Source organism: Chromobacterium sp. Rain0013 (assembly GCF_015291765.1).
Taxonomy (GTDB): Bacteria; Pseudomonadota; Gammaproteobacteria; order Burkholderiales; family Chromobacteriaceae; genus Chromobacterium; species Chromobacterium haemolyticum.
Window position 1 is genome coordinate 2,515,041 of the sequence record NZ_CP031514.1, and the last position, 25,369, is coordinate 2,540,409.

24 protein-coding genes are annotated in these 25,369 nt (G+C 67.2%); 7 read left to right on the forward strand and 17 right to left on the reverse strand.

Annotated features, from left to right (window positions below; all coding sequences use genetic code 11):
* Window positions 1-36: 36 nt before the first annotated feature.
* The 12 genes from DXT74_RS11795 to DXT74_RS11850 all read right to left on the reverse strand — a co-directional run bounded on the left by DXT74_RS11795 (window position 37) and on the right by DXT74_RS11850 (window position 12,379).
* Complete coding sequence (locus tag DXT74_RS11795) at window positions 37-591, reverse strand: cytochrome b (protein WP_043639592.1); 555 nt, start codon at window positions 589-591, stop codon at window positions 37-39.
* A gap of 262 nt (window positions 592-853) precedes the next feature.
* Window positions 854-2,437, reverse strand: a complete 1,584-nt coding sequence (locus tag DXT74_RS11800) for a GMC family oxidoreductase (RefSeq protein ID WP_194426033.1) — start codon at window positions 2,435-2,437, stop codon at window positions 854-856.
* A 137-nt stretch (window positions 2,438-2,574) separates the two neighbouring features.
* Window positions 2,575-3,495, reverse strand: a complete 921-nt coding sequence (locus DXT74_RS11805; protein WP_043639597.1) for a p-hydroxyphenylacetate 3-hydroxylase reductase component — start codon at window positions 3,493-3,495, stop codon at window positions 2,575-2,577.
* 209 nt (window positions 3,496-3,704) lie between these two features.
* Window positions 3,705-4,874, reverse strand: a complete 1,170-nt coding sequence (locus DXT74_RS11810; protein WP_194426034.1) for a p-hydroxyphenylacetate 3-hydroxylase oxygenase component — start codon at window positions 4,872-4,874, stop codon at window positions 3,705-3,707.
* Window positions 4,875-4,980: 106 nt separating this feature from the next.
* Window positions 4,981-6,375: an MFS transporter gene (locus DXT74_RS11815; protein ID WP_194426035.1), complete on the reverse strand. Its 1,395-nt coding sequence runs from the start codon at window positions 6,373-6,375 to the stop codon at window positions 4,981-4,983.
* Window positions 6,376-6,483: 108 nt separating this feature from the next.
* Window positions 6,484-7,287 (reverse strand): 4-hydroxy-2-oxoheptanedioate aldolase, encoded by an 804-nt coding sequence (gene hpaI / locus DXT74_RS11820; protein ID WP_114154305.1) that lies wholly within the window; start codon window positions 7,285-7,287, stop codon window positions 6,484-6,486.
* A 20-nt stretch (window positions 7,288-7,307) separates the two neighbouring features.
* Complete coding sequence (gene hpaH, locus DXT74_RS11825; protein ID WP_114154307.1) at window positions 7,308-8,111, reverse strand: 2-oxo-hept-4-ene-1,7-dioate hydratase; 804 nt, start codon at window positions 8,109-8,111, stop codon at window positions 7,308-7,310.
* Window positions 8,112-8,120: 9 nt separating this feature from the next.
* Complete coding sequence (locus DXT74_RS11830; RefSeq protein ID WP_043639611.1) at window positions 8,121-8,510, reverse strand: 5-carboxymethyl-2-hydroxymuconate Delta-isomerase; 390 nt, start codon at window positions 8,508-8,510, stop codon at window positions 8,121-8,123.
* On the reverse strand, window positions 8,491-9,375 hold the full coding sequence (hpaD, locus tag DXT74_RS11835) for a 3,4-dihydroxyphenylacetate 2,3-dioxygenase (protein WP_043590029.1): 885 nt from the start codon (window positions 9,373-9,375) through the stop codon (window positions 8,491-8,493). Before hpaD ends, DXT74_RS11830 begins: the two co-directional genes overlap by 20 nt.
* An 87-nt stretch (window positions 9,376-9,462) precedes the next feature.
* The gene (gene hpaE / locus DXT74_RS11840) at window positions 9,463-10,932 is read right to left on the reverse strand and encodes a 5-carboxymethyl-2-hydroxymuconate semialdehyde dehydrogenase (RefSeq protein WP_019101019.1); all 1,470 of its coding nucleotides are present in this window, start codon (window positions 10,930-10,932) and stop codon (window positions 9,463-9,465) included.
* The gene (locus tag DXT74_RS11845) at window positions 10,929-11,711 is read right to left on the reverse strand and encodes a fumarylacetoacetate hydrolase family protein (protein WP_194426036.1); all 783 of its coding nucleotides are present in this window, start codon (window positions 11,709-11,711) and stop codon (window positions 10,929-10,931) included. Before DXT74_RS11845 ends, hpaE begins: the two co-directional genes overlap by 4 nt.
* Window positions 11,708-12,379, reverse strand: coding sequence for a fumarylacetoacetate hydrolase family protein (locus tag DXT74_RS11850; RefSeq protein WP_043639618.1), 672 nt, complete (start codon window positions 12,377-12,379; stop codon window positions 11,708-11,710). The genes DXT74_RS11845 and DXT74_RS11850 overlap by 4 nt, the downstream gene beginning before the upstream one ends.
* Before the next feature lie 253 nt (window positions 12,380-12,632).
* On the opposite strand from DXT74_RS11850, the gene hpaA reads away from it, so the two are divergent.
* Entirely contained in the window at window positions 12,633-13,535 is a 903-nt protein-coding gene (gene hpaA / locus DXT74_RS11855; protein WP_114154311.1) for a 4-hydroxyphenylacetate catabolism regulatory protein HpaA, read from the forward strand.
* 11 nt (window positions 13,536-13,546) lie between these two features.
* Here the strand turns inward: hpaA and DXT74_RS11860 are convergent, their stop codons facing one another.
* Complete coding sequence (locus tag DXT74_RS11860; RefSeq protein WP_194426037.1) at window positions 13,547-14,554, reverse strand: helix-turn-helix domain-containing protein; 1,008 nt, start codon at window positions 14,552-14,554, stop codon at window positions 13,547-13,549.
* A 285-nt stretch (window positions 14,555-14,839) separates the two neighbouring features.
* Here DXT74_RS11860 and DXT74_RS11865 point away from each other — a divergent pair, with 285 nt between their 5' ends.
* The 5 genes from DXT74_RS11865 (at window position 14,840) to DXT74_RS11885 (ending at window position 20,694) form a co-directional block, all read left to right on the forward strand.
* Entirely contained in the window at window positions 14,840-16,339 is a 1,500-nt protein-coding gene (locus DXT74_RS11865) for an aldehyde dehydrogenase family protein (RefSeq protein ID WP_194426038.1), read from the forward strand.
* Between the two features lie 40 nt (window positions 16,340-16,379).
* The gene (locus DXT74_RS11870) at window positions 16,380-17,711 is read left to right on the forward strand and encodes an aspartate aminotransferase family protein (protein ID WP_043639625.1); all 1,332 of its coding nucleotides are present in this window, start codon (window positions 16,380-16,382) and stop codon (window positions 17,709-17,711) included.
* 196 nt (window positions 17,712-17,907) lie between these two features.
* Window positions 17,908-18,624, forward strand: coding sequence for a phosphatase PAP2 family protein (locus DXT74_RS11875; protein ID WP_194426039.1), 717 nt, complete (start codon window positions 17,908-17,910; stop codon window positions 18,622-18,624).
* On the forward strand, window positions 18,621-20,123 hold the full coding sequence (locus DXT74_RS11880) for an APC family permease (protein WP_114154315.1): 1,503 nt from the start codon (window positions 18,621-18,623) through the stop codon (window positions 20,121-20,123). Before DXT74_RS11875 ends, DXT74_RS11880 begins: the two co-directional genes overlap by 4 nt.
* The gene (locus DXT74_RS11885; RefSeq protein WP_196783755.1) at window positions 20,104-20,694 is read left to right on the forward strand and encodes a DUF3156 family protein; all 591 of its coding nucleotides are present in this window, start codon (window positions 20,104-20,106) and stop codon (window positions 20,692-20,694) included. Before DXT74_RS11880 ends, DXT74_RS11885 begins: the two co-directional genes overlap by 20 nt.
* Before the next feature lie 101 nt (window positions 20,695-20,795).
* Here DXT74_RS11885 and hpaR read toward each other — a convergent pair whose 3' ends face one another.
* A complete protein-coding gene (gene hpaR / locus DXT74_RS11890) occupies window positions 20,796-21,233 on the reverse strand; it encodes a homoprotocatechuate degradation operon regulator HpaR (protein WP_081556527.1) in 438 nt (145 codons plus the stop codon).
* A 128-nt stretch (window positions 21,234-21,361) separates the two neighbouring features.
* Between hpaR and DXT74_RS11895 the strand changes: the two genes are divergently transcribed.
* Window positions 21,362-22,156, forward strand: a complete 795-nt coding sequence (locus DXT74_RS11895; RefSeq protein ID WP_194426040.1) for an SDR family NAD(P)-dependent oxidoreductase — start codon at window positions 21,362-21,364, stop codon at window positions 22,154-22,156.
* Between the two features lie 16 nt (window positions 22,157-22,172).
* Here the strand turns inward: DXT74_RS11895 and DXT74_RS11900 are convergent, their stop codons facing one another.
* The 3 genes from DXT74_RS11900 to DXT74_RS11910 are packed head-to-tail and all read right to left on the reverse strand — an operon-like array spanning window position 22,173 to window position 25,298.
* On the reverse strand, window positions 22,173-22,997 hold the full coding sequence (locus tag DXT74_RS11900) for a MoaF C-terminal domain-containing protein (protein ID WP_194426041.1): 825 nt from the start codon (window positions 22,995-22,997) through the stop codon (window positions 22,173-22,175).
* Window positions 22,998-23,025: 28 nt separating this feature from the next.
* A complete protein-coding gene (locus tag DXT74_RS11905; protein ID WP_194426042.1) occupies window positions 23,026-24,138 on the reverse strand; it encodes a class II histone deacetylase in 1,113 nt (370 codons plus the stop codon).
* Window positions 24,135-25,298: an MFS transporter gene (locus DXT74_RS11910; protein ID WP_043639642.1), complete on the reverse strand. Its 1,164-nt coding sequence runs from the start codon at window positions 25,296-25,298 to the stop codon at window positions 24,135-24,137. Before DXT74_RS11910 ends, DXT74_RS11905 begins: the two co-directional genes overlap by 4 nt.
* Window positions 25,299-25,369: the final 71 nt, after the last annotated feature.

Sequence of the window (25,369 nt, forward strand, 5' to 3'; positions counted from 1 at the left end):
CGGGAGGAAGTGCCGGGCGCGCGCGCCCGGCACTTTTTATTTGGAGACGCGCAGTGGCCCGATTAGCCGGGTCAGAGTGTTGTCCTTGACGATGAAGTGGTGCCATAACGCCGCGGCCGCATGCAGGATGGCCAGCCACATGAGAGCGTTGCCCAGCCATTCGTGAGCTTCCTTGAGATCGTGCGAGATATCCGGCATGGGGGGGAGCAGCAAGGGCAGGGGAAAACCAAAGAAGTCTATATTCTTGCCGGCGGCTTGGATAAAGGCGATGCCCAGCAGCGGCAATGCCAGCATCAGCGCGTAGAGCGACCAGTGGCCTGCCTTGGCGGCCAAAGCCGCCAGCCGGCCCGGCTGGGGGGTGATGGCGGGCGACGGATTGCCCGCACGCCAGATCAGGCGAGGAAACAGCAATAACAAGACGAGTAGTCCGGCCTGAACATGGGCGTATTTGACGCTGTCGCGCAGCGGCGTGCCCTTGGGGAAAATCCCTTTGGCTTCAATGAAAATCAGCGCGGCAATGACGCCTAAAGCGCCTAGCCAGTGCAGCGCGCGGGAAACCGCGCCATAGCGTTGAGAAGTATTGCGCAGCATGAGGAATGTCCTTGCATGGGGTAATGCGTGCAGCATGGAATGCAAAGCTTATGCGAAGCTTAAGAACCTGTTTACGCTCTCTCGAGCCAAGGCGAAAACAGGTTCTGAGAAATCAGAATAGATCATGAACAAGTTCTAATGATTTTTTGGCAAGGTCTGGGAGGCGAAGCCACGGCTCAATCTAGCCGGCGCAGCACGGTTTGTGTCGGAGGCGGCTTCGCTGCCGGTCGCCCCTGTCGGAGCAGGGGCTTACGGTGGCGGTTTACTGGCCGGAGAGCATGAATTCCGCGCAGCGCTCGGCGATCATCACCACCGGCGCATTGGTGTTGCCGGAGACGATGGAGGGCATCACCGAGGCGTCGCAAACCCGCAGACCGGTCACGCCCTTGACGCGCAGCCGCGGGTCCACCACCGCGTCGTCGTCGCCGCCCATGCGGCAGGTGCCGACCGGGTGATAGACGGTTTTGGCGAATTGGCGGATGTGCTGCTCCAGCCTCGCGTCGTCGGCGTGCTCCGCCGGCGAGGGCAGCAGTTCTTCGGAGATCAGCCGGCGCATCGACGGCGCCCGCAGAATGCGACGCGCCAGTTTGACGCCGCGAAGCAGGCCGGCGATATCCTCCGCCTCGCGCAGCGCGCCGCTGTCGAAGCGCAGCGGCGCGGCCGGGTCGGCGCCGGCCAGCGCGACGCTGCCGCGCGACTTGGGGCGCAGCAGGCAGGGATTGATGGAAATGCCGTGGCCGGGCAGCGGCTCGCGATCCACGTCGCCCACCAGGGTGGGCAGCACATGAAACTGAATGTCCGGCCTGCCGCCGCCGCCGGTGTCGACGAAACCGCCGGATTCCACCACGTTGGAGCTCAGCAAACCGGTGCGGAACAACTGCCATTGCAGGCCGTGGCGCAGCGCGGCCAGGCCGCGGTCCTGGCCCAACAGGCTGATGGGCGCTCGGGCGCGGCCGTAGACCGACACTTCCAGATGGTCCTGGTAGTTGGCGCCCACTTCCGGCGCGTCGCGCAGCACGGCGACGCCGTGTTCGCGCAGCTGCGCGGCGGGGCCGATGCCGGACAGCATCAGCAGTTTGGGGCTGGACAGCGCGCCGGCGCACAGCACGATCTCCGCCGTGGCGCGCGCGCGCTGGAGGCCGCCGGCGTCGCGCCATTCCACCTGACAGGCTCGGCGGCCGTCGAACCCGATTTTTTGCACATAGCAACCGGTGCGCAGGTCCAGTTCGGACCGTTGCCGGACCGCTGCCAGATAGGTGGCGGCGGTGCTGCCGCGCTGTCCGTCGAAAGTGGTGGTGTGGTAGAAGCCGACGCCGGCCTGTTCGCGGCCGTTGAAGTCGTCGTTGTAGGCCAGGCCGATTTCCTGAGCGCCCTGGACGAAGGCCAGGCTCAGCGGATGACGGTAGCGGGTGTCGCTGACTTTCAGCGGCCCGTCCACGCCGTGGTAGGGCTCGGACAAGCGCATATGGCTTTCCGCCTTCTTGAAGGCGGGCAGCACCCGCGCCCAGTCCCAACCCTCGCAGCCCTGAGCGGCCCAGTCGTCGTAGTCGGCGGCCTGGCCGCGGATGTAGACCATGGCGTTGACCGAACTGCCGCCGCCCAGAGTGCGTCCCTGAGGCACGAAGATGCGCCTGCCGGCGGCTTCCGGCTGTGGCTCGCTGCGGTAGGTGACGGTGCGTTCGCTGCCCAGCACCTTGATGAAGGCCGCCGGCATGTGGATGTAGGGACTGTTGTCCGGCGGGCCGTCTTCCAGCAGCAGCACGCGTTTGCCGGCTTCGATCAGCCTATGGGTCAGCACGCAGCCGGCGGAGCCGGCTCCGATGAGGATGTAGTCGTAGTCGCGCATGAAGTCTCCCTTGTTGTGGCGCCGGCCTTCTTCTGTTTGAGGATGGGCGGCTGCTCCAGCATAGGGCGGCCGCGCGCGGCGGCCTTGACCGGGCGCGCCCGCGGTCTTGACCGCCGCGGACGCGCCGGCCGGGAGATTCAGCCTTGGCGGATCAGCGCGCGCAGCACGCGCTTGCAGGCGGCCAGATCCTGTTCGCCCAGCCCAGCCAGGATCTCCCGCTGTTGCTGCCCGGCGATGCGCCACAGCGTGGCGGCTTGTTCGCGGCCGGCCTCGCTGAGGCGATAGCCGGCGGCGTCGCGGGTCAGCAATCCCTTGCGGCGCAACTCGGCCTCGGCCAGTTCTATCGCCTCCGGCGGCATTGCCGCCTCGCGCTGCAGCGCGCAGCCATCCAGCCCCGCTTGCTGTTCCAGCACCAGCAGCAGCCGCGCTTCGCCGCCGCTCAGGCCGGTGGCGAGTTGGCGCGGCCGGTAACTGGCCTGGTAGGCTTGCAGCGCCTGGGTCAGCAGATAGAGCAGGTTGTCGCCCAGCCAGCCGGGTTGGGGTTCCGCGGCCGCGGCCGGCCGAGCGCGCGGGAGCGCGGCGGCGTACATGCCCTGGTGGTAGAGCAGCGGCGCGGCGCCGCAGTCGTCGAAGGCCTCGACCAAACCCAGCAGAATCCAGTGGTCGCCGCCGTCCAGCCGCTGATGCAGCCGGCAATGGAAGCGGGCGGCGCAGCCGTCCAGCAGCGGTGCGCCGCCTAGGCCGGTTTCCGGTTCCAGGCCGGCGAATTTGTCCGAGGCGGCGCGGGCGAAGCGGTTGGACAGCTCAATCTGGTCGGCGGCCAGCACGTGAACGGCGAAGTGGCCTGCCTGGTTGAACACCGCGTTGCTGGCGGAGCGCTTGTCCAGGCTCCACAGCACCAGCGGCGGGTCCAGCGAGACGGAGTTGAAGCTGTTGGCGGTGACGCCGGCGCGTTCGCCGTCCGGCGTGGAGGCGGTGACGACGGTGACGCCGGTGGCGAAGTTGCCGAGCGCGCGGCGCAGCGCGCGCGCGTCGTGGGCAGGGGCAGGTGCGTTCATGGCGTATCCTCAAGGCCGCCCGGTGCGGGGCCGGAACGGCGCGGGTGGGAGAGGCTAGAGGGACGGTAGAACCTGTTCAAGGTCTTGCGAGCTAGAGCGAGACAAGACGAAAGCGGTTGAGAAAGCGGAATGCACAAGTGGTACATGAGCCTTTCGAAGCCGTTTTTAACGCCGTATCGCGCGAAGCGCAGCAGACTTTAAACAAGCTCTTAGACCATGGAGGGGTCCGGCTCCAGCCCCAGCAGCGAACGTCCCAGGATCTGGGCGCAGACGTCGTAGTCGGTATAGGCGTGGGCGCCAGTCATATGGGCGTCGCGGAACAGCCGCTGCGCTTCGTTTTCCAGCCGCCAACAGTTGCCGCCCATGGATTCGAACAAACGGTCCACCGCCTGGATGCACATCTTCACCGCATAGGCTTGGTTGGTGCGCCAGAAGGCCAGCGTTTCCGCCGTGGGGTAGCGCTGGGCCGCGCCGTGCTCGGCGTGATCGCGCCAGCTGGCTTCCAGCAAGGCGCGCGCGGCCAGCACTTGGTGAGTGGATTCGGCCAGCCTCATATAGGCTGGCAGCGCGGCGCCCACTTGGGCGCCGGTGTAGGCGCGGATGCGGTTGCGGCTGCGTTCCTTGAAGACTTGCAGCATGCGCTCGGCCACGCCCAGGCTGATGGCGGCGAAGCCGCTGGCGAAGTAGGGCCGGTAGGGCGCGTAGAAAATCTTGCTGTCCGGGTACAGGCCGAAGCCGGCGGAGCGGCCTTCCATCATGTCCTTGGCGGCTTCTATCCGGTGTTCCGGCACGAAGACCTTGTCCACCAGCAGCGTCTTGGTGCCGCTGCCTTGCATGCCGGCGGCGTGCCAGTCGTCGCGTATCTGGTAATCGGCGCGCGGCACCACGCCAAAGCAGTATTGCGGTTCGCCGTCCGGGCCGGGGCGGCGAAAGCCCAGTATCGCCCACTCAGCGTGGTCGCAGCCGCTGCTCCAGCCCATTTCACCGCTGAGCAGCACGCCGCCGTCCACGGCTTCGGCCCGGCCCAGCGGCGCGATGCTGCTACTGGCGGTGGCGTCGCGGTCCTTGCCCCAGACCTCCTCTTGCAGCCGGGCGGAGAACAGCGCGATCTGGTGACTGTGGGTGGCCAGCAGGCTGGCCGCCCAAGCGGTACTGGCGCAGGCGCCGGCCAGCGCCGCCACGCAGTCCGCGAATTCCGGCAGGCTGATTTCCTTGCCGCCGTAAGGCTTGGGCTGGAAGGCGCGGTGAAAGCCTATGCTTTTCAACAGCGCGATGTTTTCCGCCGGCACGGTGCGTTCGTGTTCCGCCTGCTCCGCATTGGCGGCGATGGCGGGCAGAATGGGGAGCAGGGTTTCCAGCAAGGGATTGGGGTGGCGCATGGCGGTCTCCTGGGTGCGTGGTGGCGCTGGACAATAATGAATACCTTCATCGAATTTGCATTATGGATAGCGATACCACGCACTGGAATGCACCTTCCAAGCTGTCTTAGGTACTTTTCATAGAATTTGCGCGCATGGCTGAGGGGGCGGATCCACGCCAGCATATCGGGGAGGCGGCCTGTTCGGCTTCGTGCTCCGGTCCCAGCGGGATGTCGCGACGGTCGCGCAGCAGCAGCGTGGCGGCGAGGCCGATCAGCGTCATGCCGCTCAGATAGGCGGTCACCGCGGCGGTGGAGCCGGTCTGGGCTATCAGAGCCTTGGCTATCATCGGCGCGAAGGCGCCGCCGAGAATGGCGCCCAGCGCGTAGGAGATGGATACGCCGGAAAAGCGCACCGAGGCGGGGAACAGCTCCGCGTAGAAGGCCGATTGCGCGCCGTAGGTCAGGCCGGTGCCCACGGACAACAGGCACAGCGCCAGCAGCACCGCCGGCAAGCCGGCGCTGTTGACCAGCGGGAACAGCATCAGCACGCCGGCCAGCTGCACGCCGAAGCCTATGATGTAGATGCGGCGGCGGCCGATGCGGTCCGACCAGACGCCGGCCAGCCAGGTGAAGGCCATCCAGCAGGCGGAAGCGAAGGCGACGGCCAGCAGCACCGGGGTGCGCTCCATGCGCAGCGCGCCGGCGGGGTCAGTGGTGTAGTTTTGGATGAAGCCGCCTGTGGTCATGTAACCGACGGCGCTGTTGCCGGCGAACACCAGCGCGGCCAGCAGCACCAGCGACGCGTGGCGGCGGAACAGGTCCAGCACCGGAGTGCGCGAACCGGCTTTGCGCGCCTTGATCTCTTCGAAGACAGGGCTTTCCTCCACCGAGCGGCGCACCCATTGGCCGATGAACAGCAACACGACGCTGAACAGGAAGGGCATGCGCCAGCCCCATTCCAGGAAGGCGTCGCCGGGGGAGATCACCCCGCTCATCAGGGCGAACACGCCGGAAGCCAGCAGCAAGCCCAGCGGCACGCCAATCTGCGGGAAGGCGCCGTAGCGACCGCGCTGACCGCGCGGCGCGTGTTCCACCGCCATCAGCACCGCGCCGCCCCATTCGCCGCCGGCGGAGATGCCTTGCAGGATGCGCAGCAGGATCAGCGCGAGCGGCGCCAGCAGGCCGGCGGATTCATAGGTGGGCAGCAGGCCGATCAGCGCGGTGGAGGCGCCCATCAGCACCAGAGTCAGCACCAGCATCGCGCGCCGGCCAAGCCGGTCGCCGTAGTGACCGGCGAGAAAGGCGCCAAGCGGCCGGAACAGGAAGCTGACGCCGACCGAGGCGAAGGCGATCAGCGTGGCGGAGCGTTCGCCGGCCGGAGCGAAGAACAGCTTATTGAACACCAGGCCGGCGGCGCTGGCGTAGATGAAGAAGTCGTACCATTCGATGGCGGTGCCGATCACGGTGGCGTAGGCGACTTTGCGCGCGTTCGCGCTTGAGCGAGCGGGGGTGTGACTCATCTTTGTTCTCCTCGGGGGCGGAGCCGGAGCCGGAGCCGGCTCCGGGCGGCGCCTTGTTCTTGTGTGGTCGCCGCTTTGGGTGTGGCGGGCCGTGCGGCCCGCCGTGGGTCAGTAGGCGGATGGGGATGCCGGCCGGCCGGGCGTTTGGCTGCGGAAGGCCGCGGCCAGCGCTTCGGCGCGGCGCGCCAGCAAGGTGGTGTCGACGCCGACGGCGACGAAACGGGCTCCCAGTTCCAGCAGACGGCGCGCTTCGGCTTCGTCGGCCATCAGGATGCCGGCGGCCTTGCCTTGGGCGCGGATGCGGCGGATGGCGTCGTCCATCGCCGCGCGCACGTCCGGGTGGTCCGGCCGGCCCGGATGCCCCATGTCGGCGGCCAGGTCGGCAGGGCCGATGAAGACACCGTCCACGCCGTCGGTGGCGGCGATGCCTTCCAGCGCGGCCAGAGCCTGCCGGGTTTCCACCTGAACCAGCACGCAGATTTCGCTGTCGGCCCGCGTCAGGTAATCCGGCACGCGGTTCCAGCGGGAGGCGCGCGCCAGCGCGCTGCCCACGCCGCGAATGCCGCGCGGCGGGTAGCGGGTGGCCGCCACCGCCCGCGCCGCTTCGTCGGCGTTTTGCACCATGGGCAGCATCAGCGTTTGCGCGCCGATGTCCAGCAAGCGCTTGATGCGCACCGGGTCGTTGCTGGCGGCGCGCACAATGGGGTGGCAGGGGTAGGGGGCGATGGCCTGCAGTTGCAGCAGCACGTCGTTCAGTTCATTGGGCGCGTGTTCGCCGTCTATCAACAACCAGTCGAAACCGGCGCCGGCCAGCAGTTCGGCGCTATAGGGGCTGGCCAGGCCCAGCCACAGGCCGATCTGGCTGCGGCCGTCCCGCAGCGCGGCTTTGAATGGGTTGGCGGGGAGTTGCATGGCGGTTCCTCTTGAGGGGGTCAGACGAAGCGGCAGCTGATCGCGCCCAGCGGGCCGTAGTCGACATGGAAGGTGTCGCCGGCGCGCGCCGGCACAGGCCGGGTGAAGGAGCCTGCCAGAATCACCTGGCCGGCCTTGAGCTCGACGTCGAACGGCGCCAGTTTGTTGGCCAGCCAGGCCACGCCGTTGGCCGGGTGATTGAGCACCGCGGCGGCGACGCCGGATTCCTCGATCACGCCGTTGCGGTACATCAGCGCCGCCACCCAGCGCAGGTCCAGCTCGCGCGGGCGGATAGGCCGGCCGCCCAGCACCACGCCGGCGTTGGCGGCGTTGTCGGCGATGGTGTCGAACACCTTGCGCGGGCGCTGGCTGTCCGGGTCTATGGACTGGCTGCGCGCGTCGATGATTTCCAGCGCCGGAATCACGTACTCGGCCGCGTCGTAGACGTCGAACAGCGTGGCGCCGGGGCCGGACAGCGGCCGGCCCAGGATGAAGGCCAGCTCCACTTCCACCCGCGGCACGATGAAGCGGGACACCGGAATATCGGCGCCGTCGTTGAAGAACATATCGTCCAGCAGCGCGCCGTAGTCGGGCTCGTCTATCTGAGAGGACATCTGCATGGCGCGGGAAGTCAGGCCTATCTTGTGGCCCTTGAGCTTGCGGCCTTCCGCCAGCTTCATTTCCACCCAGCAGCGTTGTATGGCGTAGGCGTCCTCTATGGTGATCTCGGGGTGTTCCAGCGAGAGCTGGCGGATCTGCCTGCGTTCGCGCTCGGCGTCGTGCAAGCGGCGCGCGGCGGCGCGGATCTGGTCTTGGCTCAGCATGCGGGCTCCTCAGGAGGGCTGACGGAAACGTTGGTGCACATTGTTGTGCTTGAAGTTGAGCGTGGCGGACAGTTCGGTCAGCTCGAAGCTGAGCGCCAGGTAGCGCTGGTCGAACAGCGGTTCGAAGTGGCGTTGGATCAGCGCGAACACCTGCTCGGCGGTGGCGCTGCGCTGCGCCTCGGTGCGCCCGCTGCCTATCTGCAAGGTGCAGTGGACGAAGGCGTAGTCGGCTTCCCCGTCGGCCATGCGCCAGGTGTCCAGCCAATGGGCGCGGCTGCGGATGCCGGCGAGGGGAAACAGGCCGCTGGCGGCCAGGCAGTCGTGCACCTGGCGAAAGAGTTCCGGCAGGTTGGCCTGCTCGCGAATATTGTCGGTGCATTCAGCGATGAAGTGCGGCATGGCGCTCTCCCTGAGGTTCCACCGGCAGCACCGCGTTGATCTGGCCAGTGCCGGAGCTGCCGAAGTAGGGGGTGATGATTTCCGCGCGGCCTCGGTAGTTGTCCCAGCCCAGCGCGCCCAGCAGCATGGCGGTGTCGTGCATGAAGCCCTCGCCGTGGCACTTTTCGGCGTACTCCGGCAGCATGTCGCAGAAGGTTTTCCAATCGCCGTCCAGCCACATGGAAATGACTTCCTGGTCCATGCTTTCCAGGAAGGGGCTCCAGGCTTTGTGCAGGTATTGCTCCGCGGTGCCGTTCTGGGCGAAGCGGTGCGACAGCGAGCCGCTGGCGAAGAAGGCTACGCGGCCGTCGTAATCGCGCTCCACCGCCTCGCGCATCGCCGCGCCCAGCCGTGCGCTGTCGGCCAGATCGTGCACCGTACACAGCGCGGCCACCGATACCACCTTGAAGTGCTGGTCGGCGTTCATATAGCGCATCGGCACCAGGGTGCCGTACTCCAGCGGCAGCGTGGTGGCGTCGTGGGCGCGGGTATGTACCCCGGCGGCGGTGGCGGCTTCCGCCAGTAGCTTGCCCAGAACGGGATTGCCCGGGTAGGCGTAGGGCATGTTCTTGATGAAGTGCGGCAGCTCATTGCTGGTGTACACGCCTTCGAAGGCCGGCGCGCAGTTGACGTGGTAGCCGGAGTTGACCAGCCAGTGGGTGTCGAACACCACGATGGTGTCCACGCCCAGTTCGCGGCAGCGGCGGCTGATCTCCTTGTGGCCGTCTATGGCCGCCTGGCGGCAGCCTTGATGCGGGCCGGGCAGTTCCGACAGATACATGGACGGCACGTGCGTGATCTTGGCCGCCAGGGCTAGGGTTCCCATTGCGTTCTCCTTTGTGCTGCGCGGGCGCTGCGCCCGCGCGTCGTTCCGTTTGTGGAAGCGGCCGTCTGGGCGGCCTTGGCTTGCGTGTCAGCGGGTTTCCACGCCCCAGCGCGGGATGAAGTGGCTACCCATGGAGACGCAGACGTTTTTCACCTCGGCGAAGGCTTCGAAGCTGTATTCGCCGCCCTCGCGCCCAACGCCGGACGCCTTGACGCCGCCGAAGGGCTGGCGCAGGTCTCGCACGTTCTGGCTATTGACGAAGACCATGCCGGCCTCGATGCCGCGCGCCAGACGGTGAGCCTTGCCGATGTCCTGCGTCCAGATGTAGGAAGCCAGGCCGTAGTCGACGTCGTTGGCCAGCCGCAGCGCCTCGGCTTCGTCGCTAAAGCGCAGCAGGCAAGCCACCGGGCCGAAGATTTCCTCCTGGGCGATGCGCATGCGGTTATCGACATCGGCGAATACGGTGGGGCGGATGAAGTGACCGGCGGCCAGCGCTTCGGGCAAGCCGGCCGGACGCTCCAGGCCGCCGGCCGTCAGCCGAGCGCCTTCCTCCAGGCCGATGCGGATATAGCCGGTGACTTTGTCGTAATGCTGGCGGGTGATCATCGAACCCACCTGGGTGTTGGGGTCCTGCGGGTCGCCGACGATCAAGCGTTGAGCGCGGGCGGAGAATTCCGCGACGAAGCGATCGTAGATGCCGTTCTGGACGAAGATGCGGCTGCCGGCGGTGCAGCGTTCGCCGTTGAGGGAGAAGATGGTGAACAGCGCGGCGTCCAGCGCGCGATCAAAGTCGGCGTCGTCGAAGACCAGCACCGGCGATTTGCCGCCCAGCTCCATCGAGTACTTCTTCAGCCCGGCGTTTTGCATGATGCGGCGTCCGGTGGCGGTGCCGCCGGTGAAGGACACCGCGCGCACGTCCGGATGGCTGACCAGGGCTTCGCCGGCGCTGGCGCCGTAGCCCTGCACCACATTGAACACGCCGGGCGGGATGCCGGCCTCCAGCGCCAGCCGGCCCAGCTCGTTGGCGGTCAGCGGCGACAGTTCGGACATCTTCAGCACCGCGGTGTTGCCCAGCGCCAGGCAGGGCGCGGTCTTCCAGGTGGCGGTCATGAAGGGCACGTTCCACGGCGATACCAGCGCGCACACGCCCACCGGCTGGTACAGCGTGTAGTTGAGCATCTGCTCGTCCACGGGATAGCTGTGGCCGTTCATGCGGGTGCAGACTTCAGCGAAAAAGTCGAAGTTGTGCGAGGCGCGGGGGATCAGCACATTGCGGGTCTGGTGGATGGGCAGGCCGGTGTCCAGGGTTTCCAATTCCGCCAGCCGCGGGACTTCGCGCTGAATCAGCTCGCCCAGCTTGCGCATCAGCCGCGCGCGCTCCTTGGCCGGCGTGGCCGCCCACTTGGGAAAGGCCGCCTTGGCGGCGGCCACCGCCAGGTTGATTTCCTCGGCGCCGCCCGCGGCCACTTCGCCCAGCGCTTCGCCGGTGGCCGGGTTGTAGTTGACGAAGCTGTCTTGGCTGGCCACTTCGCGGCCGTTTATCCAGTGTTTGATCATGGGGTTTCCTTTTTCGCGTTCCGGCGCGCAAGCCAGTCCGTTTCGCTGATGATGTGATTGAGCAGCCGGCCGACGCCCGCGACTTCCACGACGACTTCGTCGCCGGGGCGCACGTCGGACAGGCCTTGAGGCGTGCCGGTGGCGATCATGTCGCCCGGCTGCAGCGTCATGAAGGCGGACAGGTATTCGATCAGGAAGGGGATGTCGAACACCATGTCGCGGGTATTGCCGCTTTGGACGCGGAGGCCGTTGACATAGGTGGCCAGCTCCAGGCAATGCGGGTCGGGCACGTCGTCGCGGTCCGCCATCCATGGGCCGATGGGGGTGAGGCCGTCGCGGTTTTTCACCCGCAGATTGGGCCGGTAGTAGTTTTCCAGATAGTCGCGCACCGCGTAGTCGTTGCATACGGTGTAGCCGGCGACATAGTCCATCGCCCGCGCGCGCTTCACCTTGCGCGCGGTCTTGCCTATCACCGCCACCAGTTCGCACTCGTAGTGCATATATTCAACATTGTCCGGCCGCATTGATTGTTGGCGGTGGCCGGTCAGAGTGGCGGGCGTCTTGAGGAACACCAGCGGTTCGCTGGGCGGTTTGAAGTCCAGTTCGGCGGCGTGGTCGGCGTAGTTGAGGCCCAGCGCGAACAGCGTGCCTTGGCACGGCGGCAGCCATTCCACCTCGGTTTCGCCCAGGCGGCGGCCGTCCGGCAGCACGATGGCGCCGTCGGCGTCGGCCTGCGCGCGCCAGGTTTGGCCCTGGTAACGGATGCGGGCGTGTCTCATTGGATATCCTCCTCGGCCGCGACGATGTTTTCCAGGCGGCCGATGCCGTCGATCTCCACCGCCACGGTGTCGCCCGGACGCAGCCGGGCGCTGCGCGGCGGGGTGGCCACGATCAGCAGGTCGCCGGCGTACAAGGTGAGGAATTGGCTGACGTCGGCGATCAACTGGGCGACGCCGCGCAGCCAGTCGGCGCTGTCGTTGGTTTCGGCCAGCGCGCCGTTGACGTAGGTGCGCACCTGCACCCGTTGCGGATTGATGGCGTCAGGGCCGGCCTCGGGGCCGATGGGGCAGAATCCGTCGCGGCATTTGGCCTGGATCGCCGGCCGGTAGAAACTGGTTTCGGCCAGGCTGACCTCGTTGACCACCGCGTAACCGCCGACGTGGGACAGGGCGTCGGCCGCGCTCACGCGGCAGGCGTCGCGGGCGATGCGCACGCCCAGCGCGCCGCCGGCGTAGACGGCGTCGGCATCGGCGGGAAAGGGAATGGGCGCGCCGGAGGCGCTGACGGTGTTGCGCGGCTTGACGAACAGCACCGGCGCTTGCGGCGGACGCTGGTAGGGGGCCTGTTCGAACTCCGCCGCCAGCGCCGCCTGCAGACGGCGGTGGTTGAGCGCCGCGCCGTAGATGGCCGCCGGCCGCTCTGTTGCGGCGTCTAGGACAAGGCTCATGCTTAACTCCTTGTTATTGAATGGGTGCCGTTGTTCAAATATTCATTAACATGTTAAAGTTTATAACGATAACGGCGGGCTGCTGTCAATGTTTATCCATGTTGCATTGCGGGGAGAGCCGCGGAAAACCGCGCTTGGGCGGCGGGGGCCTTGTTTGTCGATTTGGCGCTGAGGCCAGAGCGGCGGTCTTTTGCACAGAACATGCGGCAAGTGCGGCCGACTATGGCGAAAATGTCACAAGAGAGGGATGGCGATGAGCAGAAACCCGCGCGGCCTGGGCGCGCGCATACCGAATATCGACATCGGCAAGGCTTACGACAGCCCTTACGAGTCCGTCGACATCCATTGCGAATCCTTCGGACGGCTGGCGGCCTTTTTCGGCCGCAATATGCCGGTGCACAGGCACGACCGTTTTTTGCAATTGCACTACCTTGCCAGCGGCGATATCCGGCTGCAGTTGGAGGAGGATCACTACCAGGCGCGCGCGCCGCTTTTGTTTCTGACCCCGCCCACGGTGCCGCACGCCTTCATCACCGGGCCGGAGGCCGATGGCCATGTGCTGACCTTGCGTCAGGAGCTGGCGCGCGGCTGGCTGGAGGAAGCGGGGCCGGATGCCTTGAGCGCGCCGTTCTGCGTGGAGCTGGGCGAGGTGCCGGCGGAATGGGCCGATATGGCGCGGCGGCTGCCCGAGAGGCTGGCGCAGTTGCAGCGGGAGAGCGAGGCCCCGGAGCCGGGCGCGGATCTGGCGCGGCAAGCCTTGGCCCAACTGGTATTGGTGGACGTGTTGCGGCTATCCGGCCTGCCGGGGCCGCGGCGGGGGCCGCGTCGCGACGAGTGGCGGCTCTACCATCGCTTCAACGGCTTGATCGAGGCGCATTACCGTGAACACTGGAGCCTGGACCGCTACGCGGCCGAACTGGGCGTCAGCGAGGCGCGGCTCAACGACGTGTGCCGCCGGTTGGCGGACTTGCCGTCCAAGCGGCTGGCGCACGACAGGCTGTTGCAGGAGGCGAAGCGTCTGTTGATCTATTCCCCCGCCTCGGTGCATGCCATCGCCTATGAATTGGGCTTCAAGGACCCCGCTTACTTTTCCCGCTTCTTTCAGCGCCTGGCGGGCTGCCCGCCCAGCGACTACCGCGCGCGCCGCCAGGCCTGAATCCGCGCGGTCTAGTGCGTCGCGTCGTGGGCCGATTCCAGACCGCGCGCGCCGGGAGGCGCGCCCAGGTGGGCCAGGGCGCGGGCGCGGGTGTGGGACGGGGCTTCGCCGAACAGCTTGCGGTAATCGCCGGCGAAATGCCCCAAGTGGTAAAAGCCCCAGGCCCCGGCGGCGTCTCGCACGCCGTGGCCGGCTTGCGTGGGGTTCAGCAGCATGCGGCGCACCGCGTTCAGGCGGATGGAGCGCAGATAATCGACCGGGGTGGTGTCCGCCACCAGCTGAAAGCTGTTTTGCAGCGTGCGGCGGCTGACGCGCAGACGGCTGCACAGCTCCAGCACGGTCACCGGCTCGTCTGGCTTGGCCAGCGCCAGCGCCTGGCTGCGCCTGACGATGTCGCAATGAGTGGCGAAGGTCAGGTTGCCGAGGCGCTCGCCCAGCGCGACGTCCGCCAGCGCGTCTTGCAGCAGGTCCAGCAACTGGTGCTGAATCACTTTCTGGTTGCCGGCGTAGGACAGCAGGGCCGGGTCCAGCAAGGCCTGTTCGAACACGCCGTTCAGCAGCGCGCGCAGCGCCGCCAGCGCGGCCGGGCGGGCGGGGAACACCGGGGTCTTGCCTCGCGCCTCGCGCAGCGGGCGGCACAGCGCCGGCGTCAATTCGGCCAAATCCTCGTAGGGCACCGACACCTGAACCGAATCCGCGCCCGGCGGCAAGTGAAACACGAAGTCCTCGCCGCCGCGCAGCGCCATCAGGGCGTTGTCGGGTACGGCGACGCCTTGCAGGCTCAGCGGCGACGGCGCGCGGATGGGCAGCGCGAAATGGATCATGCCGCCGGGCGCGCGCCCTTGTTGCACCACGCGCTGGTTGAAGCTCTCGCGGAAGATGTCCAGGCGCGAGGTGCGCACTCGGCTCAGGGTGCTGCGGAAACGCCCGCCGCTGATCTGGCTGTATAGCTGCTCCCAGCCGGGCAAGGCCTCGGCGTGCAGGTGGGCGTCGTCAAAACAACGGGCTGCGGCAATCATCTGCTTTCTCCGGTGGGTGGGGGTGGAGTCCGCCTGTTTTCGGTCCCATGTTCTGGGCCGCAAAATGATTAATATGTTATTCAAATCGAAATGTCCAGCCTTCCGTGGGATGGTTAGCCGTTGTTTTTACTGAATGTTTCCATCTGGCGACATGCTGCGCCGCAACGCGAAGGGCCGGTCCGCGCTTTGCCGATTTGGGATAAGCCGCGGCGGCGACGCTGGGTATATTGAGCCATCGCCGGCCGCGCTCACGCGGCGGCAAGCTTGATTGAAAAGGAGACGCGGATGGATCAAAACCTGGTGCCGGAGCTGGAGTCGGTACGGGCATTTCTAGAGCGGGAACATGGGCTGTGGATAGACGGCAAGCCGCGGACGGCGCTGTCCGGGCGGCGCAACGAGGTGCGCAATCCGGCCAGCGGCGGGGTGATCGCCAGCGTGGCGGACGGCGAGGCCGCCGATGTGGACGCGGCGGTGGCCAGCGCGCGGCGCGCCTTTGAGTCGGGCGTCTGGTCCGGCTTGCGGCCGGCCGAGCGCGAGCGCGTGTTGCTGAGGCTGGCGGATTTGTTGGAGGCGCATGCCGAGGAGCTAGCGCAGCTGGAAACGCTGAACCAAGGCAAATCCATCCACCTGGCCCGAGCCATCGAGGTGGGCGGCTCCATCGAATACGTGCGCTATATGGCGGGCTGGGCCACCAAGATCACCGGCGAAACCCTGGACGTGTCGATTCCGGCGCCGCCGGGCGCGCGCTTCACCGCCTTCACCCGGCGCGAGCCGGTGGGCGTGGCCGCCGGCATCGCGCCGTGGAATTTCCCATTGATGATTGCCTTGTGGAAAACGGTGCCGGCCTTGGCGGCCGGTTGCACCGCGGTGTTGAAACCGGCCAGCGAGACGCCGCTGAGCGCGCTGCGTCTGGCGGAGCTGGCGCTGGAGGCCGGCGTGCCGCCGGGCGTGTTCAACGTGGTGACCGGGCGCGGCGAAGTGGCGGGCCGCGCGCTGGCCGGGCACCCGTTGATCGGCAAGGTCAGCTTTACCGGCTCCACCGAGGTGGGCAAGGCCGTCGGCCACGCCGCGCTGGACAATATGACCCGGTTGGCTTTGGAGCTGGGCGGCAAGAATCCGATGCTGGTGCTGGGCGACGCCGACATCGACCAGGCGGTGAAGGGCGCTTTGCTGGGCGGTTTTCTCAATCAGGGCCAGGTCTGCGCCGCCGCCTCGCGGCTGTACGTGCATCGCAGCAAATTCAATATGTTCGCGGAGGCGCTGTCCGCCGCCGTGGCCGGCATGCGCTTGGGGCCAGGCATGGATCTGGATGCTCAGGTCAACCCGCTGGTGTCGCATCGGCGACAGCAGGCGGTGTGCCGGCTGATAGAGCGCGGCCGCGCCGCCGGCGCCCGAGTGTTGACGGGCGGCGCCGCCGCCGATCTGCCAGGCTATTTTGTGCAGCCGACGGTGATGACGGACCTGGCGCCGGACAACCCGGTGGCGCGGGAGGAGGTTTTCGGTCCGGTGCTGGCGCTGATCCCTTTCGACGAGGTGGACGAAGCGGTGACGCTGGCCAACGACACGCGCTACGGTTTGGCCGCCAGCGTGTGGACCAATGATTTGTCGGCGGCGCTGGACATTGTGCCGCGGCTGCAGGCCGGCACGGTCTGGGTCAATAGCCATATTCCGCTGGACCCGGGTATGCCCTTCGGCGGTTACAAGGAATCCGGCCTTGGCCGCGAATTCGGCAAAGGCGCGGTGGAGAGTTTCACCGAGATCAAATCGGTCTGCATCGCCCATTGAGCGCGGACGCGTTTCCACTTTAGAGATTCAGGAGAAAAACATGTCTTACGACACTGCCCGTTTCTGGCACCCGATGCTGCATCCCAACGCAATGAAAGAGCGGACGCCCATCCGCATCGTACGCGGCGACGGCTGCCACGTGTTCGACGACCAAGGCCGCAAGCTGGTGGACGGCGTAGCCGGCTTGTGGAACGTCAACGTCGGCCACAACCGCGCCGAGATCAAGCAGGCGATCGCCCGGCAATTGGACGAACTGGAGTATTTCCAACTGTTCGACGGCATCTCCCATCCGCGGGCGGAGGAACTGTCCGCGTTGCTGATCGACATGTTGCGGCAGGAGGACATGGCGCGGGTGGTGTTCAGCTCCGGCGGTTCGGACGCGGTGGAAACCGCGCTCAAGCTGGCGCGCCAGTATTGGCGGCTCAAGGGCCAGCCGGACCGCGTCAAGTTCATTTCGTTGAAGCAGGGTTACCACGGTACTCACTTCGGCGGCGGTTCGGTCAACGGCAACACGGTGTTCCGCCGCAATTACGAGCCGCTGCTGCCCGGCTGCTTCCATGTGGAGACCCCGTGGCCTTACCGCAACCCGTTCACCGAGGACCCGGAGGAACTGGCCGAGATTTGCGCGCGGATGCTGGAGCGCGAAATCCTGTTCCAGAGCCCGGACACGGTGGCGGCCTTTATCGCCGAGCCCATCCAGGGCGCCGGCGGCGTCATCGTGCCGCCGGCCAGCTATTGGCCAAGGGTACGCGAGGTGTGCGACCGCCACGGCGTGTTGTTGATCGCCGACGAGGTGGTCACCGGCTTCGGCCGCTCCGGCTCCATGTTCGGCAGCCGGCTGTGGGGAGTGAAGCCGGACATGATGTGCCTGGCCAAGGGCATCTCCTCCGGTTATCTGCCGCTGGGGGCTACCGTGGTCAATCAGCGCGTGGCGGACGCCTTCGCCGCCAACGGCGATTTCGGCGGCGTCATCATGCACGGCTACACCTACGCCGGCCACCCGGTGGCCTGCGCCGCCGCTCTTGCCAATCTGCGCATCGTGCAAGAGGAAGACCTCCCGGCCAAGGCGGCGGAAACCGGCGCCTACCTGCTGGAGCGGCTGCGGCCGCTGGCCGAGCGTTATCCGGCGGTGGGCGAGGTGCGCGGCAAGGGACTGATGCTGGCTCTGGACCTGGTCAAGGACAAGTCCAGCCGGGAACCCATCGATCCGCAAAGCGGTTACGCCGACAAGGTGGCGGAAATCGCCCGCCGGGCCGGCGCGCTGGTGCGGCCGGTGGGCAGCAAGATCATTCTGTCGCCGCCGCTGGTGTTGCAGCGCGAGCACGCCGATGTGATTGCGACGGCCTTGGAGGCCGGACTGGCCGAGGCCTGAAGAACGTGTTCATGATCTCGTTGAAGACGCTTGCAAGGCTGTATCGCAGCCGCATAGCAGATCGTGAACAGGTTCTGAGGTGTTTCATTGGCTGCCTATATGCGTCGGCCTGCCTGCGGCTGGGCTGACGCCAAATTCATAAGGAGGCGCTATGTCATCCTGTTTTTCATCACGCCCCGCGAGTGTGAGCGGGCGCTTGCTCCAACTGATGGCCTGCATGGCATTCGTCGGCGCGTCTGGTTTAGCCGGCGCGGAGGCCGCTCCGTATCTGGCCGCGGGCGAATTGCGGCTCACCGACTATCTGGCATCGCCGCCGTCCGACGCCGCGACGCAAGCCGAGGATAGACGCGCGGTTCTGGACGCCCAGCGCCGGCGCACACCGGAACAGGAGGCCAGCGCGCGTCGCGACGATGTCTGGCGGGATGCGGTGTTTTCATTCGGCCAAGGCATCTTGCCCGATGGTTTCGAGGCCGGGCGGCTGCCGCTGACACAGCGCTTTTTCAGCCGGGCGCAGGATGATCTGGTCCAAACGCTGTTGCCGGCCAAGAAGCAATACGGCCGCCCCAGACCTTACGAGCAGGACACCTCGCTCCGGCCGCTGCTGCCGCCGCCGGTAGGGGATGCTTATCCCAGCGGCCATGCGATGTTCGGCTATCTGGCCGCCACCTTGCTGGGCATGGCCGTGCCGGAGAGACGCGACGCGCTGTTTGCCCGAGCGCGGGAACATGCGGCCAGCCGGGTGATTGCCGGCGTGCATTACCCCAGCGACTTGGCCGCCGGACAAGTGGCCGCGGCCGCGCTGGCGGCCCGGTTGATGGCGACTCCCGCCGCCGTGGCCGGATTCGCCGCGATGAAGGCCGAACTGCGCGTCAACGGTTTGGCCGGCGCAAATAACGAAGAGGAGCAGCCATGACGCTAAACGAACGGCTGGCCCGCAGCCTGAACCGCGGCGTGGTGGGCTTTCCGGTGGCGTTGGCCAGTTCGGTGGGCGTAGTGATGGCCAGCCCGGTGATACTGACCGCCACCAGCGGCTTTGGCATGGCCGGCGGCACTTTCGCCTTGGCGATGCTGATCGCCTATCTGATGATGCAGGCGCAGGCCACCACTTTCGCCGAAGCGGCGGCGATGCTGCCGACCTCCGGCGCGGTTTACGATTACATCAGCGCCGGCCTGGGCCGGGGGCTGGCCATCGCCGGCACCCTGTCGGCCTATCTCTTGGTACACGTGTTCGCCGGCACCGCCGAGACCATTCTGTCCGGCATCATGGCGCTGGTGAATTTCGATCATCTCAACACCATGCTGGAGAAAAGCGGCAGCGCCTGGATGGTGGGCGTGGGCCTGGTCATTGTTTTCGGCGCGCTCAACGCGCTGGGAGTGACGCTGTTCGGCAAGGCCGAGGTGGCGCTGACCTTCGGCATGTGGGCGACGCTGACGGTGTTTGGCGTGGCCGGCCTGCTGCGCGCGCCGGCGGTGGATTTGGGCGGTTGGTTCGGCGCGCCGCTGCGCTTGGACGATCCAGGCTTGCTGCTTAGCCTGGTGGGCATGGCGATGTTCATGTTCGTCGGCGCGGAGCTGGTGACGCCGCTGGCGCCGGAGCTGCGCGACTCCGGGCGCGCCATTCCGCGGGCCTTGAAGATAGGGCTTAGCGGCGTGGCCGTCACCATGCTGTTGTACGGCGCTGCCATGGTGCGGCAGGTGGCCAATACGCCGCTGGATCCGGCCCATCCGGACGGACCGAGGCTGCTGGACACGCCGATGGCGCTGCCGGCCTTCGCCGAGCGGGTGATGGGGCCGTTCGGCAAAATCTGGTTGGGCGTCGGCCTGCTGCTGGCCGGCGCGGCGACGATCAACACCCTGATGGCGGCGTTGCCGCGCATTCTGTACGGCATGGCTCAGGACGGCGCTTTGCCGCGCTGTTTCGCCTATCTGCATCCGCGTTTCAATACCCCGTGGTGCGGCATCGCGGCCGCGGTGCTGATTCCTTGTATCCATGCCTGGCTGATTCAGGGCGATCTGGACCGCATCATGCCCTTGGTGCTGGCCGCGGTCTGTTCCTGGGGCGTGGCCTATCTGCTGGTGACGCTGTCCGTGGTGCGGCTGAGACTGACGCGGCCGGATTTCCCGCGCGCTTACCGCTCGCCGTGGTTTCCGCTGCCGCAGATCGGTTCCGCGCTGGGCATCGTGCTGGCGATCTGTTTCATCACCCCGCCGGGCATGCTGGCCCGCGACATCTACGTGCCCTTTGGCTGGATGCTGGGGTTGACCCTGGTGTACGCGCTGCTGTGGACCTTGCTGGTGCAGAAGGTCAACCCTTTCCGGCCGGTGCCGCTGGAGCAGATTTTGAACGCGCAGCCTTTGGACGAGGACGACGCTTTGCGGCGGGAGCTGGAACGTGTGGCCGCGGCTGGCTGAGGCTTGGCGCAGGCCTGGCGGCTATTGTCCGGGCGCGATGCTGACGCGGCTTAGCCTGGACTGGCCGGAGCTGGACAGTCAGGCCGCGGAGGAGGAAGGGGAGCGGTGTTTTCGATTTCCGCATGGAGACTGGAGTTTTTCCGCGCGTGAGCGGGTGGAGGCGGGCTGGCTGGCGCATTTGGTGGCCTGCGAGTTCCGGCTGACGGTGCCCGGCGCGCCGGGCCGCGCGCGCATTCGCTTGCGCCACGGCGGCTTCTGGCGCCGCAGCGGCATCGTCGTTGATTTGCTGGACGGCGACGCCGCGGCGCTGGCGCCCCTGCTGGAGCGCTTGCGCGCGGACGCGGATTTGCGCGTTGCCCTGTCGCCGCTGGACTTCAAGCGTTGCGAGCTGCATGGCGGTCAGGACGGCTGGCAGGTCCGTCTGGAGCCTTATGGCGCCAGCGAGGTGGCCTGCCGCCTGCCGCCGTTGCGGCGTTACATCGGCCTGCGCGGGGTGCAGGGCCTGGCATTGTTGGCCAGCCTGGCCGCTTGCCGCCGCGCCCTGATGGCCGAGGAGGCGGGGCGGAGCTAGGCATGAGCGGGCGTGGCTGCGTTTCATCCTCTCTATCCATGGTGACTCGCGGAGGGCGGACCCTCGTCCGTCGCGGAAACAGGATCGTGAACAGCTTCTCATTACGGCGCGGGCAGGTTTTCCAACTCGTCCAGCAATGCCAGCAAGGTCTGCAGCTTGGCAGGGGAGAAATGAGTCTCGATCCGCCGGTAGCAGTCATTGGAGAGCGGGATGACGCGTTGGGTCAGCGTCTTGGCGTGCGGTGTGGGCGTGACGATCAAGCGGCGGTTGTCGCTTCGGGCGCGGTGGCGGTACACCAGATCATCCCGTTCCATGCGCGTCAGGATGCCGCTGAGGCTGGGCGGGTGGATGCCGGCGCGCTGGGCGATCTCACCGGCTTCCATTTCACCGCGCTCCGCCAGCAGGCGCAATACGCGCCATTGTTGTTCTGACAGCCCGTGCCGGCTCAACACCGGTCGAAAGTAGGACATCACCGCTTCGCGGGCGCGCAGCAAGCGTTGCGGCAGTTGATATTGATAGGGACGTTGCGTGGGATCCATGGCGGCTCCTTCGATTCAAGTCGCGTGAAAAGGGCGGGGATGGCCGGATAATTAAATGAATATATTAACATAATGCCGGCGAGCCCCTCCGACGAGCTTGACGGCAAACTAGGCCAAAGGAGGCTGCGATGTCCTTGCGAGATAAAACCATTGTGATCACCGGCGCGGGTTCCGGCATCGGCGCGGCCTGCGCGCGGCGTTTCGCCGCCGAAGGCGCGCGCGTGGCCCTGGTGGGGCGGCGGGCGGGGCCTCTGTTGGCGCTGGCGGAGGAAACCGGGGGCCTGGCCTTGGCGGGCGACGCCGCCGACTCCGCGCTTTGGGAGGATTTTCTCGCGCGCATCCACGCGCGGTGGGGGCGGGTGGACGGTCTGGCGGCTTGCGCCGGCGGTCTGGGCATGGGCGCGGCGCTGGAGACCGACGACGAGGCCTGGCGCGCCTCCATGCGCGCTAATCTGGACACCGCCTTCGTCAGCGCTCGTGCCTGCCTGCCGGACCTGATGCGACAGGGCGGCGGCATGGTGCTGATGTCCTCCATCGCCGGCCTGGCGGCCGGACCGCAAGCATGCGGCTATGTCGTGGCCAAGCACGCCTTGCTGGGGCTGGCCCGGTCGCTGGCGCGCGACTACGGACCGGCGGTGCGGGTGAACGCGCTGTGTCCGGGTTGGGTGCGCACGCCGATGGCGGACGAGGAAATGCGGCCGCTGATGGCGGCCCATGGCGAAGATCTGGAGGCCGCCTACCGGCGGGTGACCGCCGACGTGCCTTTGCGGCGGCCGGCTACGCCGGAGGAGATCGCCGCGATCTGCCGCTTTCTATTGTCCGACGAGGCCGCGATGGTCAGCGGCGCTTGCCTGACGGCCGACGGGGGCGCGACGGCGGTGGATGTGCCGACGCTGGCGTATGCGCGGCTAGAAAGGGAATGAAGACCGGCGCGGGCCTTTAACCGCGAGTGTGGTTGACGACGCTGGCCCGCGCGCCCACCCGGAAGTTGCGGGTGGCGCCGAAATCCCCGTCCTGATAGCCGAAGATCTTGCCGTCGGTGCGCATTTGCTCCAGGTCGATCAAGATCACGCCCAGAGTGGGAATGATTTTTTCGCGCCAGACGAATAAATACAGCCGCTCCGCCACCTGATAGTAGTGGCAGCGGTCGACGTCGGCCAGGCCGCGCTCCACGCCCTCCAGGCAGTGCCAGGCGTAGAGGCCGTCATTCAGGTAAATGTGCTCGTAGCACTCGGTGGGGCTGTAGCGGTAGCGGTTGCGCATGCCGATCAGTTCGCGGCTGAGCGCGTGCGGCGGGACCGCGGCGGCGGGCTGGTTGACGGCGCCGTGGAGGAATTCGACGTCCACCCCGGTCAGTTCCAGCTGGCGCTCCACTCGGTCGAAGGCGCAAATCCGCGTCGCGGCGGCGTCGGGCAGCCGGCCCCGGACCAAGGTGAAGCGGCCGCGCGCCAAGTCCAGGATCAGGCTGAGGGACTGCGCGGCCGGGCCTTGGTGGAGGAAGTCGACGAAATAGACGCCTGGCCGCAAGGAACTGGCGTGGAAGCCGTTCATGTCCGTCAGCGACGAGGCCAGCCCCGTCTGGACAATGGAGACGCTAGCGTCTCCGTCGGACTCAAGCCGACAATCCGCTACGCTGTCGTCGTCGAAGCACAGCCGCAGGCTTTGGCCGTCGAGTTCGGCGCAGCGGGGCAGGGCCAGGCTGTCGGGCGCGAAGCCGTCGGCCAATGCGCCGACCTGGATGAATTCGGGGGTGACGTTGGACATATCGCTTCTCCTTGATGATTGAGCGCGTTCAAAACCCGCGTTGCTCGGCTTGCGCCTCCAGCAGGCGAGCCTGCAGCTCGCGCATCGGCGCGCCCGGCTGTTGAGCGACGATCAGTTCCAGCAGCGGATCCTCCACCTCGGTGCGGACGCCGGACAGCGCTTCCAGCGCGGCCAGGCCGCAAAAGGGCACATAGGCTTCGGAATAACCGCCTTCGTGCAGCAGGACCAACCGTCCGTTCGTCTCGGCGTCGGCGTAGTCGGCCAGCTGCCGCGTCATGGAGCGGAAGGTATCGCTGTGCGCTTGCATCCTGGCCAGCGGGTCGACGGCGTTGGCGTCGTAGCCGCAGGCCACGATGATCAGCTCGGGCCGGAAACGCCGCAGCGCCGGCAGGACCAGCAAGCGCATCGCGTCCAGATAGGCCTGGTGGCCGCCGCCGGGCAGCAGCGGAATATTCAGATTGGCGTCCTGGCCGTCACCCTCGCCGCGATCCTCGGCTCCGCCGGAACCGGGCGGGTAGCAGCCATCCTGATGCAGGGAGAGGGTCAACACGTCGCCGCGTTGGTAAAAAATCGACTGAGTGCCGTTGCCGTGGTGCACGTCCCAGTCGACGATGGCGACGCGGCTCAGGCCGTGGCGGGCGATGGCCAGTTCCGCGGCTAGAGCGGCGTTGGCCAGAAAGCAGAAGCCCATCGCGCCGTCAGCCGAACAATGGTGGCCGGGCGGACGCGACAAGGCATAGGCCTTGTCCGCCTCTCCGGCAAGCACGGCGTTCACAGCGGCCCAGGCCAGGCCGGCGGACAACTTGGCGATTTCATAGCTGCCGGGGCCGATTGGCGCTTGCGGCCCCAACTCGCCGCCGCCGGCGTCGCTGAGCGCCTTGAAGCGTTGCAGATAGGCGGCCGAGTGCACGCGCAGCAGGTCGTCTTCGCCCAGCGGCGGCGCGCTGCGCACTTGCAGCCGGGCGCTGAGGCCGGACACGTCCATCAGGTTTTTCAGGCGGCGTTTGCTGTCCGGGGATTCCGCGTGGCCGCTGCCGGATGGCGGTTGCACCCAGCCGCCCACCGGCAGAATCTGCGCGTGAGGGCCGACGCTGTGCCACAGACAGAGCTCGTCGAAGAAAAACGCGGTGCGGGAGGTCATTGCGGGCTCCTTGCCGTTGCGGGCCGCAGCGTCAGCAACAGGGCCAGCGACAAGGCGGCGAGCCCAATGGAGACGAGCAGCAGGGTTTGCGGGTTTTGGCCGTGGGCGGCCATTAATTCGCCGGCCAGCGACGGCCCCAGCGCCAGGCCGCCGCCGATGGCCAGGTTGACCGTGTTCATCAGCCGGCCGCTGTGATCCAGTGCGGCCAGCGTGGCCAGAATAAAGGGCAGGATGAAGGTCCACGCGTATTTGAAGACGAGCGCCGCCGCCGCGAAGCGCCCGACGCGAGGCGCGCCCAGTAGCAGCGCCAGCGCCAGCAGCATCAGCCCGTAACCGGCGATCAGCAGACGGCGGCGTTGACCGCGCCCGCCAATCGCCGCGGCGCAGACGGAACCGGCGATGCCCATCAAGGTGGCGAGGGCCAGCCAGTCGCCGCTTTGTTCGGGCGTCAGCCCCGCTTGGCCGGCGATGCTGCCGATGAAGGTCCAGGTACCGCTCAGGCTGATGTAAAAGCATAAGGTGGCGGCCGCGCCGATCACCACCGGGCGCCAGGGCGGCGCTTTCGCGCCGGCTGGCCCGCCTGGCTTGGCCGCAGAGGGCGGAAACCAGCGGGCCAGGGGCAGGCACAAAGCCATCAGCGCCGCCAGGCTCAGATAACAGGCGGCGATGCCGTAGCGGGCGAACCAAGCCGGAAACAGAACCAGCCCCAAAGCGCCCAGTGCCAACTGGCCGGAGACCCACAGGCCGTAGGCGCGGTCCGGATTGGGGCTGGCCGCGGCGGTGGACAGGCATAGAATCATCAAGGAGCCGCCGGCCAGCGCGCTGAGCAGCCGCAACGGCAAAAGCTCGGCGTAAGTGGAGGCGAAACAGGAGGCGAGATTGGCGGCGATGAACAGCCCGCCGGCGCAGGCGGCGGCGCGGCGCCAGTCCACGCGCGGCAGCCATAGATAAGCCGGCAGCGTCGCCAGGCTCATCGCGCCCAGCTCCACGGAGAAAAGGCGGCCGATTCGTTCGGGCCCCAGGCCAAACTGGGTGGCCAATTGGCTGGCCAGCGCCGGGGCGGTCATTAGCACTAGCGGCGCGACGGCGGCGAAGGCGATCAGGGCGATCAGGCCGCCGCGGACGGGCTCGGCGGTATGGACGGGCAGGCGAGCGGTCATGTTTCCCCCGGCGGCGTAAGTCGTAAACCAGGCTTACGCTCGCAAGATTCGCGCGGAGGGGCAAGCGGGCG